16 protein-coding genes are annotated in these 13,207 nt (G+C 36.1%); 7 read left to right on the forward strand and 9 right to left on the reverse strand.

What is annotated here, in order from left to right; genetic code table 11:
- Positions 1-7: 7 nt before the first annotated feature.
- Together K350_RS0103610 and K350_RS0103615 are read right to left on the reverse strand one after the other, a co-directional pair.
- Complete coding sequence (locus K350_RS0103610; RefSeq protein WP_028978731.1) at positions 8-1,417, reverse strand: DUF4270 family protein; 1,410 nt, start codon at positions 1,415-1,417, stop codon at positions 8-10.
- The gene (locus tag K350_RS0103615) at positions 1,401-2,210 is read right to left on the reverse strand and encodes a glycogen/starch synthase (RefSeq protein WP_028978732.1); all 810 of its coding nucleotides are present in this window, start codon (positions 2,208-2,210) and stop codon (positions 1,401-1,403) included. Before K350_RS0103615 ends, K350_RS0103610 begins: the two co-directional genes overlap by 17 nt.
- A 137-nt stretch (positions 2,211-2,347) precedes the next feature.
- On the opposite strand from K350_RS0103615, the gene panC reads away from it, so the two are divergent.
- The 7 genes from panC (at position 2,348) to K350_RS0103650 (ending at position 8,271) form a co-directional block, all read left to right on the forward strand.
- On the forward strand, positions 2,348-3,187 hold the full coding sequence (gene panC / locus K350_RS0103620) for a pantoate--beta-alanine ligase (RefSeq protein ID WP_028978733.1): 840 nt from the start codon (positions 2,348-2,350) through the stop codon (positions 3,185-3,187).
- A gap of 38 nt (positions 3,188-3,225) precedes the next feature.
- Positions 3,226-3,573 (forward strand): aspartate 1-decarboxylase, encoded by a 348-nt coding sequence (gene panD, locus K350_RS0103625; RefSeq protein ID WP_028978734.1) that lies wholly within the window; start codon positions 3,226-3,228, stop codon positions 3,571-3,573.
- 5 nt (positions 3,574-3,578) lie between these two features.
- On the forward strand, positions 3,579-4,595 hold the full coding sequence (locus tag K350_RS0103630; RefSeq protein ID WP_028978735.1) for a lysylphosphatidylglycerol synthase transmembrane domain-containing protein: 1,017 nt from the start codon (positions 3,579-3,581) through the stop codon (positions 4,593-4,595).
- On the forward strand, positions 4,582-5,064 hold the full coding sequence (rfaE2, locus tag K350_RS0103635) for a D-glycero-beta-D-manno-heptose 1-phosphate adenylyltransferase (protein ID WP_051312843.1): 483 nt from the start codon (positions 4,582-4,584) through the stop codon (positions 5,062-5,064). Before K350_RS0103630 ends, rfaE2 begins: the two co-directional genes overlap by 14 nt.
- 18 nt (positions 5,065-5,082) lie before the next feature.
- Positions 5,083-5,781, forward strand: coding sequence for a zinc metallopeptidase (locus K350_RS0103640; RefSeq protein ID WP_028978737.1), 699 nt, complete (start codon positions 5,083-5,085; stop codon positions 5,779-5,781).
- A 250-nt stretch (positions 5,782-6,031) separates the two neighbouring features.
- Positions 6,032-7,174, forward strand: coding sequence for an acyl-CoA dehydrogenase (locus tag K350_RS0103645; protein WP_028978738.1), 1,143 nt, complete (start codon positions 6,032-6,034; stop codon positions 7,172-7,174).
- A 173-nt stretch (positions 7,175-7,347) separates the two neighbouring features.
- Complete coding sequence (locus tag K350_RS0103650) at positions 7,348-8,271, forward strand: helix-turn-helix domain-containing protein (RefSeq protein WP_028978739.1); 924 nt, start codon at positions 7,348-7,350, stop codon at positions 8,269-8,271.
- A gap of 46 nt (positions 8,272-8,317) precedes the next feature.
- Here the strand turns inward: K350_RS0103650 and K350_RS0103655 are convergent, their stop codons facing one another.
- The 7 genes from K350_RS0103655 to pstA form a co-directional block, all read right to left on the reverse strand.
- Positions 8,318-9,094 carry a phosphoglycerol geranylgeranyltransferase gene (locus K350_RS0103655; RefSeq protein ID WP_028978740.1) on the reverse strand — a complete coding sequence of 259 codons (777 nt, stop codon included), beginning with the start codon at positions 9,092-9,094 and terminating at the stop codon, positions 8,318-8,320.
- Positions 9,091-9,468 (reverse strand): hypothetical protein, encoded by a 378-nt coding sequence (locus K350_RS0103660; RefSeq protein ID WP_028978741.1) that lies wholly within the window; start codon positions 9,466-9,468, stop codon positions 9,091-9,093. The genes K350_RS0103655 and K350_RS0103660 overlap by 4 nt, the downstream gene beginning before the upstream one ends.
- A 3-nt stretch (positions 9,469-9,471) precedes the next feature.
- The gene (locus tag K350_RS0103665) at positions 9,472-9,798 is read right to left on the reverse strand and encodes a phage holin family protein (protein ID WP_162144130.1); all 327 of its coding nucleotides are present in this window, start codon (positions 9,796-9,798) and stop codon (positions 9,472-9,474) included.
- A gap of 105 nt (positions 9,799-9,903) precedes the next feature.
- The gene (locus K350_RS0103670) at positions 9,904-10,683 is read right to left on the reverse strand and encodes a hypothetical protein (protein WP_028978743.1); all 780 of its coding nucleotides are present in this window, start codon (positions 10,681-10,683) and stop codon (positions 9,904-9,906) included.
- Between the two features lie 74 nt (positions 10,684-10,757).
- Complete coding sequence (phoU, locus tag K350_RS27275) at positions 10,758-11,471, reverse strand: phosphate signaling complex protein PhoU (protein ID WP_051312844.1); 714 nt, start codon at positions 11,469-11,471, stop codon at positions 10,758-10,760.
- A gap of 44 nt (positions 11,472-11,515) precedes the next feature.
- On the reverse strand, positions 11,516-12,265 hold the full coding sequence (gene pstB, locus K350_RS0103680; protein ID WP_028978744.1) for a phosphate ABC transporter ATP-binding protein PstB: 750 nt from the start codon (positions 12,263-12,265) through the stop codon (positions 11,516-11,518).
- A gap of 37 nt (positions 12,266-12,302) precedes the next feature.
- Positions 12,303-13,205 (reverse strand): phosphate ABC transporter permease PstA, encoded by a 903-nt coding sequence (gene pstA / locus K350_RS0103685; RefSeq protein ID WP_081670881.1) that lies wholly within the window; start codon positions 13,203-13,205, stop codon positions 12,303-12,305.
- Positions 13,206-13,207 lie beyond the last annotated feature (2 nt).

The raw sequence follows: 13,207 nt of genomic DNA on the forward strand, positions 1-13,207 counted from the left end.
CTTAATTTTACTTTACGATCGTATAATATATGTTCAATTTTATTCTGTCGGCCTCTACTGAAGTATCGTTTTTCAAAACAGATCTATCAAGGCTATAAAAATTTAGTGGTCCATTTTCAACTGAGTAATCACTATATTTTAAAATAGTCTCTGTAGCACCTACCAAAAATGGCCTCAATACTATTTTCTTATCTGCTACAGCCTGCAAATATGATCCTATAGAAAACTTGTAAAGATTATTCGTATAATCATAATTTGCAGTACTAGGATTTTCTGTTCCAAACAGGTAATACCCATTTGCCTGAACGGCAGCAGAAGCATTGTTAATCTTTAACATCTTACCGTTTTCTCCTGTCTGGTATAAATTTATTCGATTAACCGGATAACCAAATTTATAATTCTGATCAGCCTTTATTACAATTTCTGCTTTATTAATAATAATTTGTTCTCCATCCTTCATTTCTTTCAGGAAATTTTCAAGTCCGGGGAAAGAAAGCTTTGTCATGACACCTGTACCAGCCTGGACATATGACAAGTTTCCCGTAATCTCTGTTCCATAACTTTGATTACCTAATCCTGCCAAAGGAGTTCCTGACCTGTCGGCTTCAATAGTATAAAATTTCGGATTATTATAGCTTAAATTTAATGTTACTGAAGAGTAGGTTTTATCATTATGATAATAAATCTTCATTCCACTACCTGAAAACAAATAAAATCTCCTGACTACAGCGTCTTTATTTTCCGCAACCAGGGCAACTCCTTTGCAGTACACTAACAAAGCAGAGTCTGAAGTAATTCCATTTGCTATTATTCCTTTAGCAAAATCTTCATTTGTAAGCTTAACAGAAATGGATGCAGGCACTGTTTGGTTAGCCGGGAAGTTAAATGTTGCTAGTTTTTTACTTACATCATATGGAATTTCAGGAGAAGTCGCTTTATATACTATACCAGTGTCTAAACTTCCGGTCAATTGGTAAACGGAAATAGACTGATCTACCTGATTGGCAGGAAGAGTATCTCCGTAATAGCCAGCGGGCAGCAAAGTAAATACAGCGCTATCTAAAACAGGATTGTCTCCAAAACTGAAACTTCCTTTAATATTATATTTCAGCTGTCCAAAAGTTTTGCTAGTAATCCTCCCAAAAACCGGATCTTTTGATTGTCCGACCAGACCATATACATTAGTCAATACAGAATTCGATAAAATATTCAAAGTAACTATTCTAGAAGTAACTATTGAATCATTGACTAAAACCGTGCTGGTCTGAGCCTTTAATGAATCAGTAAAACTTAAGTCTGTCTGTATATCAGGAGGCTGTAAGCTATTTCCTATCCTTGATGGTTCTTTTTTACAGGAAAAAATAACAAGGGCTGCCAGCAGAAACAGCAGCCCTGATTTTTTAGTTAATAAGTTCATTATAAAAATTATAGTAGCTTTCAAAATTGTCGTCTTCCTCCAAAACATTAATTTTCTTCTCTTTTTCGAAGCTGTCAAAAAGTTTATTCAGGCTTTCGCTATAAGACTCTTCAGCCTTTAAAACTGCGTCAGCATATTCGATTCCCATTTTTACAAAACCTTCGAAATCAGCAGATTTCAAATGGGAGAGCATTTTATCCTCAATATCGAGCATTTTAACTTTTTCCAGCAGATCTTTATCAAACTTATAATTGAACGAATTATTATAAATTGTAAATACAGATTTTGTAGCCTTAAATACCGGATCTTGTTTGTATCTTGTTTTGAGGTAAAGAGGAATTAAACTTGTCATCCAATCATTACAGTGGATGATGTCAGGAGACCAGCCAAGTTTTTTTACAGTTTCGAGAACGCCTTTACAAAAGAAAATAGCTCTTTCGTCATTATCAGGGTAGAATTTATTTTCTTTATCAACGAAGACATGTTTTCTTTGGAAATAATCTTCATTATCAATAAAATAAACTTGAAGTTTTGCATTAGGGATTGAGGCAACTTTGATGATTAGAGGCTTCTCCTCATCGCCGACTGCGATGTTGATTCCGGATAACCTTACAACCTCATGCAATCTGTTTTTACGTTCATTAATTACTCCAAATCTAGGAATTAAAATCCTAATTTCCATCCCCTTTTCCTGCATTGCTTGTGGCAGCTTCCTAACAAAATCCGCTACCTCAGTTACCTGTAAGAATGGATTTATTTCGGCTGCAACATAAAGAATTCGAAGTCTAGACATATTTTGCGAGAGATTTGGTTAAAATCAAACTAAATAGTTTACGGGCCCACGAAATTACAAAATTTTTTCTCAATTTTCAAGGAATTTATAGTATTAACTGCTTATTTTGCCCAATTTTATTTTGTTTATATCGAGATATGGAAATAATTAAGGAACCATCTGAACTAATTAAATACATTAAAAGAAGAAAACCGGAATTTAAAAGTATCGGTTTCGTCCCTACCATGGGCGCACTTCACCAAGGACATATTTCCCTTATAGAATGCTCCAAGAAAGAAAATGATTTTTCCATTTGCAGCATTTTTGTAAATCCAATCCAGTTTAATAACGCACAAGACTTCATTTTATATCCAAAAAATCAGGAAGAAGATTTTAAAATGTTAGAAAATGCAGGATGTGATCTTGTATTTATGCCTTCTGCCGAGACAATGTACACTGAAGAACCAAGGATAAAAATTGACTTCGGTTCTCTGGAACTGGTTATGGAAGGAAAATTCAGACCAGGGCACTTCAATGGAGTTGCCATAGTTGTGGCTAAATTATTTCATATTGTTCAGCCAGATGTCAGTTACTTCGGTCAGAAAGATTTGCAACAATATCTAATAATAAAGCAAATGGTAAAGGATCTCAGTTTCCCAATAGAGTTGAGATCTTGCCCGGTTATTAGGGAAAAAGACGGGTTGGCAATGTCTTCAAGAAATCAACGTCTTACTCCAAAAGGCAGGCCAATAGCAGCAAAGCTAAACGAGTCTCTTCTATTAGCCGCCAAATTACTGGAAAACTCTACTGTTGAAAACACCAAGGCCAAAATCCGAGATTTTTATAAAAATATAAAAGAGATAAAACTCGAATATTTCGAAATTACTGATAGTGAAACTTTAATGCCCATAAAGGATGTTAAAGAGCACAAAGGAATTGCGATATGTGTCGCTGCCTACCTTGACGGAGTTCGCCTTATTGACAACATCTTAATTTAAGTTTACAATCAAATTATCAATACCTTCTTTTTAGCGAAATGCAAATTCAAGTATTAAAATCAAAAATTCATAGAGTAAAGGTTACGCAGGCAGAACTACATTATGTAGGATCTATTACCATAGATGAAGATCTGATGAATGCCGCTAATATTATTGAAAATGAAAAAGTTCAGATTGTAAATATCAATAATGGTGAGCGCTTTGAAACATATGTAATAACGGGCCCGAGAGGAAGTGGAGTGATCTGTCTTAACGGTCCCGCAGCCAGAAGAGTGCAGGTCGGCGATATTATAATCGTAATTTCTTATGCCGGCATGGATTTCGAAGACGCTAAAATCTGGAAGCCTACCGTTATATTTCCGGACCAGAACAATAAACTTATTTAATTTTCATGTCTCCACTTGTTAAAAATATAATTAAGTACAGTTTTACACTGGCTATAGCTGTTGCACTTGTTTTCTATGTGCTTAGCACAGTCAATGTTGCTGAAATGATAGACAAAGTTAAACAAGCAAGGCTTTCCTGGGTAATTCTTGGTGTCTCCATTAATCTTCTTAGTCACCTTTCAAGAGCCAGAAGATGGAATCTTCTAATGGAACCAATGGGATATAAGCCAAAAACACATAGAACCTTTGTGGCTGTTATGGTTGGATATTTCGCCAACCTCTTTCTTCCAAGAATGGGGGAAATTTCCAGATGCGCGGTATTAAACAGAACGGATAATGTGCCTATTGACAAAGCGTTCGGCACGGTGGTAGCAGAGAGAGCTTTTGACTTCATTTGCCTTATCGTTCTTATCGGCCTATCTCTGATACTTGAATTTAACAGGTTAACTACATTTTTTTCGGAAAAGGTATTTAATAAAACAACCCCTACAGCTGAGGCAAGTCTTATCTCCAATCCTTTACTCTGGGGAAGCGCTATTTTGGGGCTTTGCGTCTTTATGTTTGTAATTTTTCGAGAAAAAATTAAAAATCTTAGTATTTATAAGAAAATACTGTCATTTATTAAAGGAGTACTGGAAGGTGTTTTCAGTGTAAGGAAGTTAAAAAGAAAAAATGAATTCATTTTTCATACAATCTTTATATGGGTATGCTATTATTTTATGACATACCTGGTATTCTTTTCCCTTGATGCCACCTCCTCTCTTAGTCCAGCTGCCGGTTTAGTATTATTAGTCGTAGGAGGACTAGGCATGTCAGCTCCTGTTCAGGGCGGTTTTGGAGCTTTCCATGAATTTGTAAGCTCCGCACTCGAGGGATTTTATCATTTAAGCAAATTAGACGGATTAGCATTCGCAGTTGTAATACACACCTCCCAGACTTTAGCTGTAATTATAGTAGGAGGAGCTGCCGTAATAATTACACTTTTCCTATCAAGAAAAACACAAATTGATGACCTCAGATAAAATTCAAACCTGGGATAGCATTATTCCGGAAGTAAAATCATGGAAAGAACGTGGGGAAAAAGTAGTTTTTACCAATGGCTGCTTTGACATCCTTCACCTTGGCCATGCCGATTATCTGGAAAAATCCAGGTCACTTGGAGACAGACTCATTGTTGGAGTAAATACAGATGCTTCCGTAAAAAAATTAAAAGGTCCGGAAAGGCCTGTAAATCCGGAATATGCCAGAGCTCGCATACTTGCTGCATTGCAATTTGTAGATGCTGTCATTTTGTTCGACGAAGACACTCCTTTTGAACTAATAAGTCATGTAATTCCTGACATTTTGGTCAAAGGAGATGATTATAAAATTGAGAATATTGTTGGTGCGGATATTGTTATGAAACACGGAGGTGAAGTAAAAACCATCAGTTTAGTTGATGGCTTTTCTACCACCGGTATTATTGGAAAGATCAAAACTCATAACAAGTAAAAAAATCCGTAATCTACGATGTTATATGTTATTGCTATTGTCACTATGCTGGCAAGTTGGCTGGTAAGTGCGCGTCTTAAAAGTAAATTCAATCAATATTCCCAAATACCCTTGCAGTCAGGCGTTAGCGGTCAGGAGGCTGCCCAGCAAATGCTTAGGGGAAATGGAATATATGATGTAAAAGTTATCTCTGTAGAAGGAGAATTAACTGACCATTATAACCCATCTGATAAAACTGTAAACCTTAGTCATGATGTATATTATGGGAGAAATGCCGCTGCTGTAGCAGTTGCCACCCATGAATGCGGACATGCTGTTCAGCACGCTACTGCTTACAGTATGCTGAAACTAAGATCAACTCTGGTTCCTGTTCAAAATGTAAGTGCAAGAATTCTGAACATTATCATGTTGGTTCTTGTGGTCGGCGGAGTCTTGGCTCAGGGGATAGGAGTACTTCCATATGTCTTGTTGATTATTATCGGATGTAACCTCGTTCTAACACTTTTTGCGCTAATAACTCTTCCTGTAGAATTTGATGCAAGTAGAAGAGCATTAGCCTGGACAGAAAAATCCGGAATAGTTACCACCAGAGAGCATGAAATGGCGAAAGACGCACTATGGTGGGCCGCCATGACTTATGTAGTTGCTGCTGCAGGGGCAATGGCACAGCTCCTGTATTTCCTTAGCATCTTTATGGGCGGCAGAAGAAACGATTAAACAGAAGGCAAATCAATAAAACTCTTAAAAGCGATTCATTAATGAATCGCTTTTATTTTTTATTCAAAGTTTAATCCAATTCATTTAAATTCCGTTATTTAACCGGGATGAATCGTTAAAAAATTACATCATTGTTAATCAATTCATTAGAATTTATTATTAAAATAGTTGATTACAATGATTAACAGATTTTTCAATGGATAATAATCATTTTGAGTTTATCGAAACTTACACCTTAACAAGATAAAGTATGGATTTTCAGTTGACCGAAGAGCAAAAAGCAGTACAGCAAGCAGCAAGGGATTTTGCCCAGACAGAACTTTTACCTGGCGTAATTGAACGAGACGAACATCAGAAATTTCCTGCGGAACAGATAAAAAAACTGGCGGAATTGGGCTTTATGGGTATGATGGTAGATCCAAAATACGGAGGAAGTGGGATGGATGCAATTTCTTATGTGCTGGCAATGGAAGAAATATCGAAAATCGATGCCTCTGTTTCAGTATGTATGTCAGTAAATAACTCATTGGTTTGCTGGGGATTGGAAAAATTCGGAACCGAAGCGCAAAAACAGAAGTACCTTGTTCCACTTGCCAAAGGAGAAATCATAGGAGCATTTTGTCTTTCAGAGCCCGAAGCAGGATCAGATGCTACATCTCAAAGGACCACAGCAGAAGATAAGGGTGATTATTATCTTTTGAACGGAACTAAAAACTGGATAACTAATGGGAGCTCTGCATCTGTTTACCTCGTCATAGCTCAGACAGACAGAGAAAAAGGTCACAAGGGAATCAACGCATTGATTGTAGAAAAAGGAATGCCGGGGTTTGAAGTTGGAAAAAAAGAAAACAAACTGGGAATCAGAGGATCAGACACACATTCCCTGATGTTTAATAACGTAAAAGTACCAAAAGAGAACAGGATAGGTGAAAATGGATTTGGCTTTAATTTCGCGATGAAAACCCTTAACGGAGGTAGAATTGGAATTGCATCTCAGGCATTGGGAATTGCATCAGGAGCATTGGAATTTTCCCTGAAATATTCACAGGAAAGAAAATCATTCGGAAAAGAAATATTTCAACACCAGGCAATTCAATTTAAACTTGCTGAAATGGCTACCAAGATAGATGCGGCAAGATTACTTTGCTTCAAAGCTGCTTATTTGAAAGATCAGGGCCAGGATTATACAAAGGCTGCAGCAATGGCCAAACTTTATGCATCCGAAGTTGCAATGTATACAACAGTAGAGGCCGTCCAGATTCATGGAGGATATGGTTTTGTAAAAGAATTTCATGTTGAACGACTTATGAGAGATGCAAAAATCACTCAGATATATGAGGGTACCTCAGAAATTCAGAAAATTGTAATATCCAGAGATTTATTAAAAAATTAATATTTTAACTATAATTTTTAATTTTTCAATATTGATAAAATATTATTCAACATTAATTATTGATAAAATTATTTGATATTCTTTTTTTTATATATTAGATTTGTACAAATTTGAAAAAATAAGGAATTATATTTTTTTCATATTTTTTTACAAATAAAAACAGGAATCAGGTAATGGAAGATTATAACAAAATCATCGAATCCCTGGGTGTTCGATTTATAAAATCGAAGAATATTAAAATTCTTCAATCTCTTACAGTAGAAAACTTCTATGATGTAGGCAATACTATTTACCTGCTTCATAAAGGAGAAATTTCTTTTGGAGAAGAGAAACAAAAAGTCAACGAGGGTGACCTTCTATTTATACCTGGAGGCCGACTAACTTCTGTAACCTACGGAAAGTTCAACCCGATGAAGTTGACTAATGAAGATTTGCTGAACAACAGGGATAAATTCTTCAGTTCATTAACTGACAAAAATATTATTGGACAAGATGAAGATTCTTTCAGCTATATTACTTTTGAAGCTAAGGTATTCGATTCTGTTAACTTTTTTGCCTCCCTTGATATTCCTGCATTTATCATCAGCAATCAACCGAAACTTGCTGAATATATCATTGAGACTATAAAAGAGGATCTTTCTAATAACCCAGGGAAAGAAAGAGTTATAAAGCTAAATACTGAACGTGTTGTAGTTGAAATTATCAGATACATCCTTGAGAAAAGATTGTTTGTTGAGCAGCTCGCAACCAATAGCACCTATTTCAAAGATCCTCGTCTTATCGATATTTTTGCATTCATTAAAAAACATCTTGGAGGAGACCTTTCTAATAAAGTTCTGGCTAACGTGGCTAACGTTTCCGAAGACTATGTAGGACAATACTTCAAAATGCTTACAGGGATCAATCCTCAGGATTATATAGAATATCAGAGAATGGAGATGGCAGTAAACCTGCTAAGAACTTCTAAAAAGAGCATTCGTGAAATAGGAAGAGAAGTAGGATACAAAGACACCGCTTATTTTTGCAGAAGGTTTAAAATGATGTTTGGAATTCCAGCAGGAAAAATGAGAAGGAGAGAGTCTCTCATGAACATATAAAAAATAAAAAAGTCGCTTGTTAACAAGCGACTTTTTTATTTTAACCCTATTGTTGTTCCAATGATTTTTTTGCCTGCAAGCTATTTATTTCTCTTTTCTTAGCAGCTATTTTACCCAACAATCCAGGATTCTTTTCGATTGCATTACCTACAACTATTACATCAGCTCCAGATTTCATTATATTAAAGGCAGTTTCAGCATCCCTAATACCTCCTCCCACAATGACAGGAAGACTAACATTTTGAACAACTTGTTCCACCATTTCTTCACTTATTGATCTCAGAGCTCCGCTGCCACCTTCAAGATAAATCAACTTTAAACCCAACATCTCCCCTGCGATCGCAGTACAAGAAGCTATTTCCGGTTTATCATAGGGGATTGGAGTTGTGTTACTGATATAAGAAACTGTCGTCGGCTTACCACAATCTATGAGCATATATCCTGCCGATATCACCTCCAAGCCAGACCTTTTAAGTAAAGGAGCCGCCACCACATGCTGACCAATAAGGTACTCAGGATTTCTTCCTGAAATAAGGCTTAACAACAAAATGGCATCCGCATTAGGGTAAATCTGAAGATTACTACCAGGGAATATTATAACAGGTATTGAACTTTGATTTTTTATAATACTAATGGTCCTCTCCATATCCCCATTAGTCATAAGACTTCCACCAATGAAAAAATAATCTACACCATCCTCCTCTGCTGATCTGACAATACTGAGACATTGCTCATCTCCGATCTTGTCTGGATCCAAAAGAACTGCAAACGATTTTAATCCCTTTTTTTTCTTTTCGATTAGGTCTTGATACAAAAAAGTCATTTTTTAATTTCTATACCTTTAAGATAAGCGTTTAGCTTCTCTTTTACGATGGACATGAGAAATAGAGTTATCTGATCTTTAATCATCCTTACAATATCAGATTCTCTTCTAGGCTCTCTGAGTACCACTTCGGTAACTCCATTTCCAGACTGCCTTACAACTTTTGGCTTCTTGGATGAAAAAATACCTCTGGTAACAAGATATGCGACAGCAAATGCGCCTCCAACCAGCAGAAGCCCCATACCGATTTTTTTTGCGTCTGTAGTCATAGAAGAAATTTTCTTGTCCATTTCTTCCTTATGAAAATCAGTTTCCTTAAGCAAAATCTCCCTTTGCCTATGGACATCCTCTAAAATATATTGTGGACTCTTCATGGATTATTTTTTGGTGAGAATATGTAACAATAAATCCCGGATTTTCCGGTGTAAAAAACCTTTAGTAATATTTGATGCCAGTATTATTACCACAAGAAAAAAGAATACAGTCATGACCACATAGCCCATGTAAGTGCTATCCAGCAAATGATTCAAATAACTTCCCAGTGCGAGACTAAAGAACAATAGCATCATTAAAAACATAAATGCAAGCAAAAAAAGAATTGATAGAGAAGCAACTATGTTAGATGCTTTTTCCATCATTTCCAGCTTAAAAAGCTGTATACGTTTATCAACGTATCCTTTTATATTATCAAATAATCCGTCCAACTTGAGAAACTTTAAAAAGGCATTTTCCATGAAATTGACAAAAATATCCGTTAGTAAGTTAATAACTTTTTATTAAACCTTATGTTAAAAAAAGGAATCAACAATTTATAACGGAAGCATACCAGGAAGCGCATTTAGTCTGTTCTTTCCATTTATTACAAAATTCAAACTTACACCGTACGTCGGAGTAACAAGATTTAGTCTGTCGTTTGGTCCAGCATTCATAGTAGGATAGTATTCCGTATCTCTTAATGCAAATAGTCCTACGTAAATACCTTTAAAAGCTTCAATGTAAGCATCTACCCTTAAAATAGTTTTATTGATAAACCTTTTTTTATAGATAGAATACTCATCCCCTCCTAACTCTTTAATTTTAAAAGCCCTGTAAGAGACCATAACTCCTAGTTGCCGGCTTTTTACTTTGAATCCCTTATGAAGTCCTCCAAACAAAGACAATATACCTAAATCATTTAAGTTGGTGCTCAAATGCTTCTTATATTCTAAAGATGCTTGTTTGAGAAAATCCAGACTTTTTATCTTACCCTGATGAACTAAATTAAATTCAGTATAAGACAGACCATTCACCTCTTTTTTGGCTAATTTTTGGCTTAAACCTCCTGACCACTTATCAGAAATCTGGAATTGAACTCCGAGGCGAGCATCTACATAATTTAAATTATTGAAGGGCGAAAAGTCTCTGATATAAAAACCGTCCTGATAGGCAAAATTACTTTCTAAATAAACAAAAGTACCTGATTCAAAATACCAATTCCCGGAAATTGTACTCTTGTATGTCTCTGGCGTATACAGCTTTAAAACCCCATCACTCTGCGCTGCTACTTTTGAGAAGATAAAAATGAAAAAAATAATTACTTGATATCGCATATTCAAAGATAAAACAAAAGACCCTCATTTTTATTGTGACAAAAATGAGGGTCTTAAAATTTATTTTGGAAAAATTAATTAGAGTCAGAGTCGCTGTCTGAATCTGAATCAGAAATCTTCAGAGATTTTCTCTTATGCCTTAACACTTTGGCCTTTACATAGAATATAATTTCCTCAGCAATATTCGTCACATAATCCCCAACTCTTTCCATTTTCCTGATTATTGTAAGAAAATAAATTGCCTGCAAAATCTTATCAGGATCTGTCTGATTTTTTAGATAATCAGTCATAATCTGATTTGCGCTCAGATTTATCTCATCCATGCGCTCATCTTTGGTAAATAAAGTTCTTGCAAGTTTGGTATTGTCTGTTTCAAAAGACTCACTTAGTATAGACAGCATTTCAAGTGCAGTATCTGTCATCTCTTTGAATCTGATCTTTTCTATAAGATCCGCATCATAAGAATTTTCGCACTTGATAACATATTGAGCAATTCCTTTGGCATTATCACCTATTCTCTCAAGATCCGAAACCATTTTAAGAGATGCCACGACAAATCTTAAATCTATTGCAACAGGATTAAACAGAGCCAGAATGTGTTCTCCTTTAGCATCTATTTTAAGCTCACTACCATTTACCCGCTTCTCGTTTTTGATTACTTCTTTGGCAAGATCTTTATCAAAACTATAAAAAGATGAAATAGCCTTGTCCAGCTGACCTCTCACAAGATAGGTCATATCTATAAGTTCGCTTTTTAATTCGCCGAGTTCGGTTTCTAATAGATTCATTGTTGCTCTTTTGGGTGTATATAACGTTAAAAATTAATTTTTGATTAACCGAAACGTCCAGTTATGTAATTCTGAGTTCTTTCTTTTTTAGGATTTGTAAACAGGGTTCTGGTATCATCATACTCTATAAGGTCGCCCATATAGAAGAACGCAGTTTTGTCACTGGTTCTCGATGCCTGTTGCATATTGTGAGTTACTATTAATATGGTATAGTTAGCCTTCAAACTGTAAATCAATTCCTCTATTTTTATTGAAGAAATCGGATCAAGTGCAGAAGCAGGTTCATCCATCAACAGCACTGAAGGTTCTACAGCAAGTGCTCTTGCAATACAAAGTCTCTGCTGCTGACCACCTGAAAGTGCCAAGGCAGATTTTTTTAGTTTATCTTTTACCTCATCCCAAAGTGCAGCGCCTCTTAATGAGGACTCAACTTTCTCATCAATAAGTGCTTGGTCCTTAACTCCATTAACTCTGAGGCCATAAGCAACATTTTCGAAAATAGACTTAGGGAATGGATTAGGCTTTTGAAACACCATACCTACGGTCTTTCTCAACTCATTCACATTGATTTTAGGGTGATAAATATCAACTCCTTCAATCATTATCTCCCCTTCTACACGGGCATTCTCAATCAGGTCGTTCATCCTGTTGAAACATCTGAGGAACGTGGACTTTCCGCATCCGGAAGGCCCGATCAACGCAGTCACGGTGTTCTTCTTGATAGAAAGAGTAACCCCTTTCAAAACATGGTCAGAACCGTAATAAACGTGGACGTTCTTGGCTTCAATTTTCATGATTTATATTCCAAAGAAATTCTTTCAAACAATAATTTTACCACTTTACTTTTTTCTGCCATTTATGTCTGATATAAACGGCAATTCCATTCATAATGAATGTTATACTTAATAAAATGATAATGGCTGCAGCTGCATTTTCAGAAAATTCTTTCTGTGGTCTGCTGACCCAGTTAAATATCTGTATTGGCAACACAGTAAATGAGTCCATGACACTTTCGGGAACGAAAGGTACAAAGGTCAACGCTCCAATTACAATTAGCGGAGCGGTTTCTCCAATTGCTCTTGAAAGAGAAAGGATCACACCAGTGAATATTCCTGAAACTGCTGCCGGTAATACCTGATACCAGATGGTTTGCCATTTTGAAGCTCCCAAAGCATAAGAACCTTCCCTGATTGAATAAGGAACTGCTTTTAATGCTTCTCTTGTTGACACAATTATAATTGGCAGAATCAACAAAGATAAAGTCAGTGCCCCAGTCAGAACGCTTTCTCCCAGCTTCAAGGCACGGGCAAAAAGCTCTAAACCAAGTAAACCATAGATAATAGATGGCACCCCGGCAAGGTTTGCTATATTGATTTCTATAATATTTGAAAGTCTGCTTCTCTTATTATACTCTTCCAGATACAGTCCTGCAGATATTCCAATAGGAAATGCTATCACCGCGGTAAGAACCATGATCCAAAGTGTACCTACCCAAGCCGTAAATATACCTGCTTTTGCAGCCCTTCTGCTGGGAAGCCCCATGATAAAATCCCAATCAAGGCGGCTAAGTCCTCTGTATAAAACATCACCTAACAATAACATTAGCACTACAACACCAAGGAGCGTGCAGCAAAGGCCAAAATACTTGAATACCTGATCCTGGTATTCATATACTCTTGTATTGCTGAAATACTTAAGCCTCTTCTTAATCTTACCTTTTCCCTTTTTGCCCATTG

This window comes from Sporocytophaga myxococcoides DSM 11118 (genome assembly GCF_000426725.1).
GTDB classification, from domain to species: Bacteria; Bacteroidota; Bacteroidia; order Cytophagales; family Cytophagaceae; genus Sporocytophaga; species Sporocytophaga myxococcoides.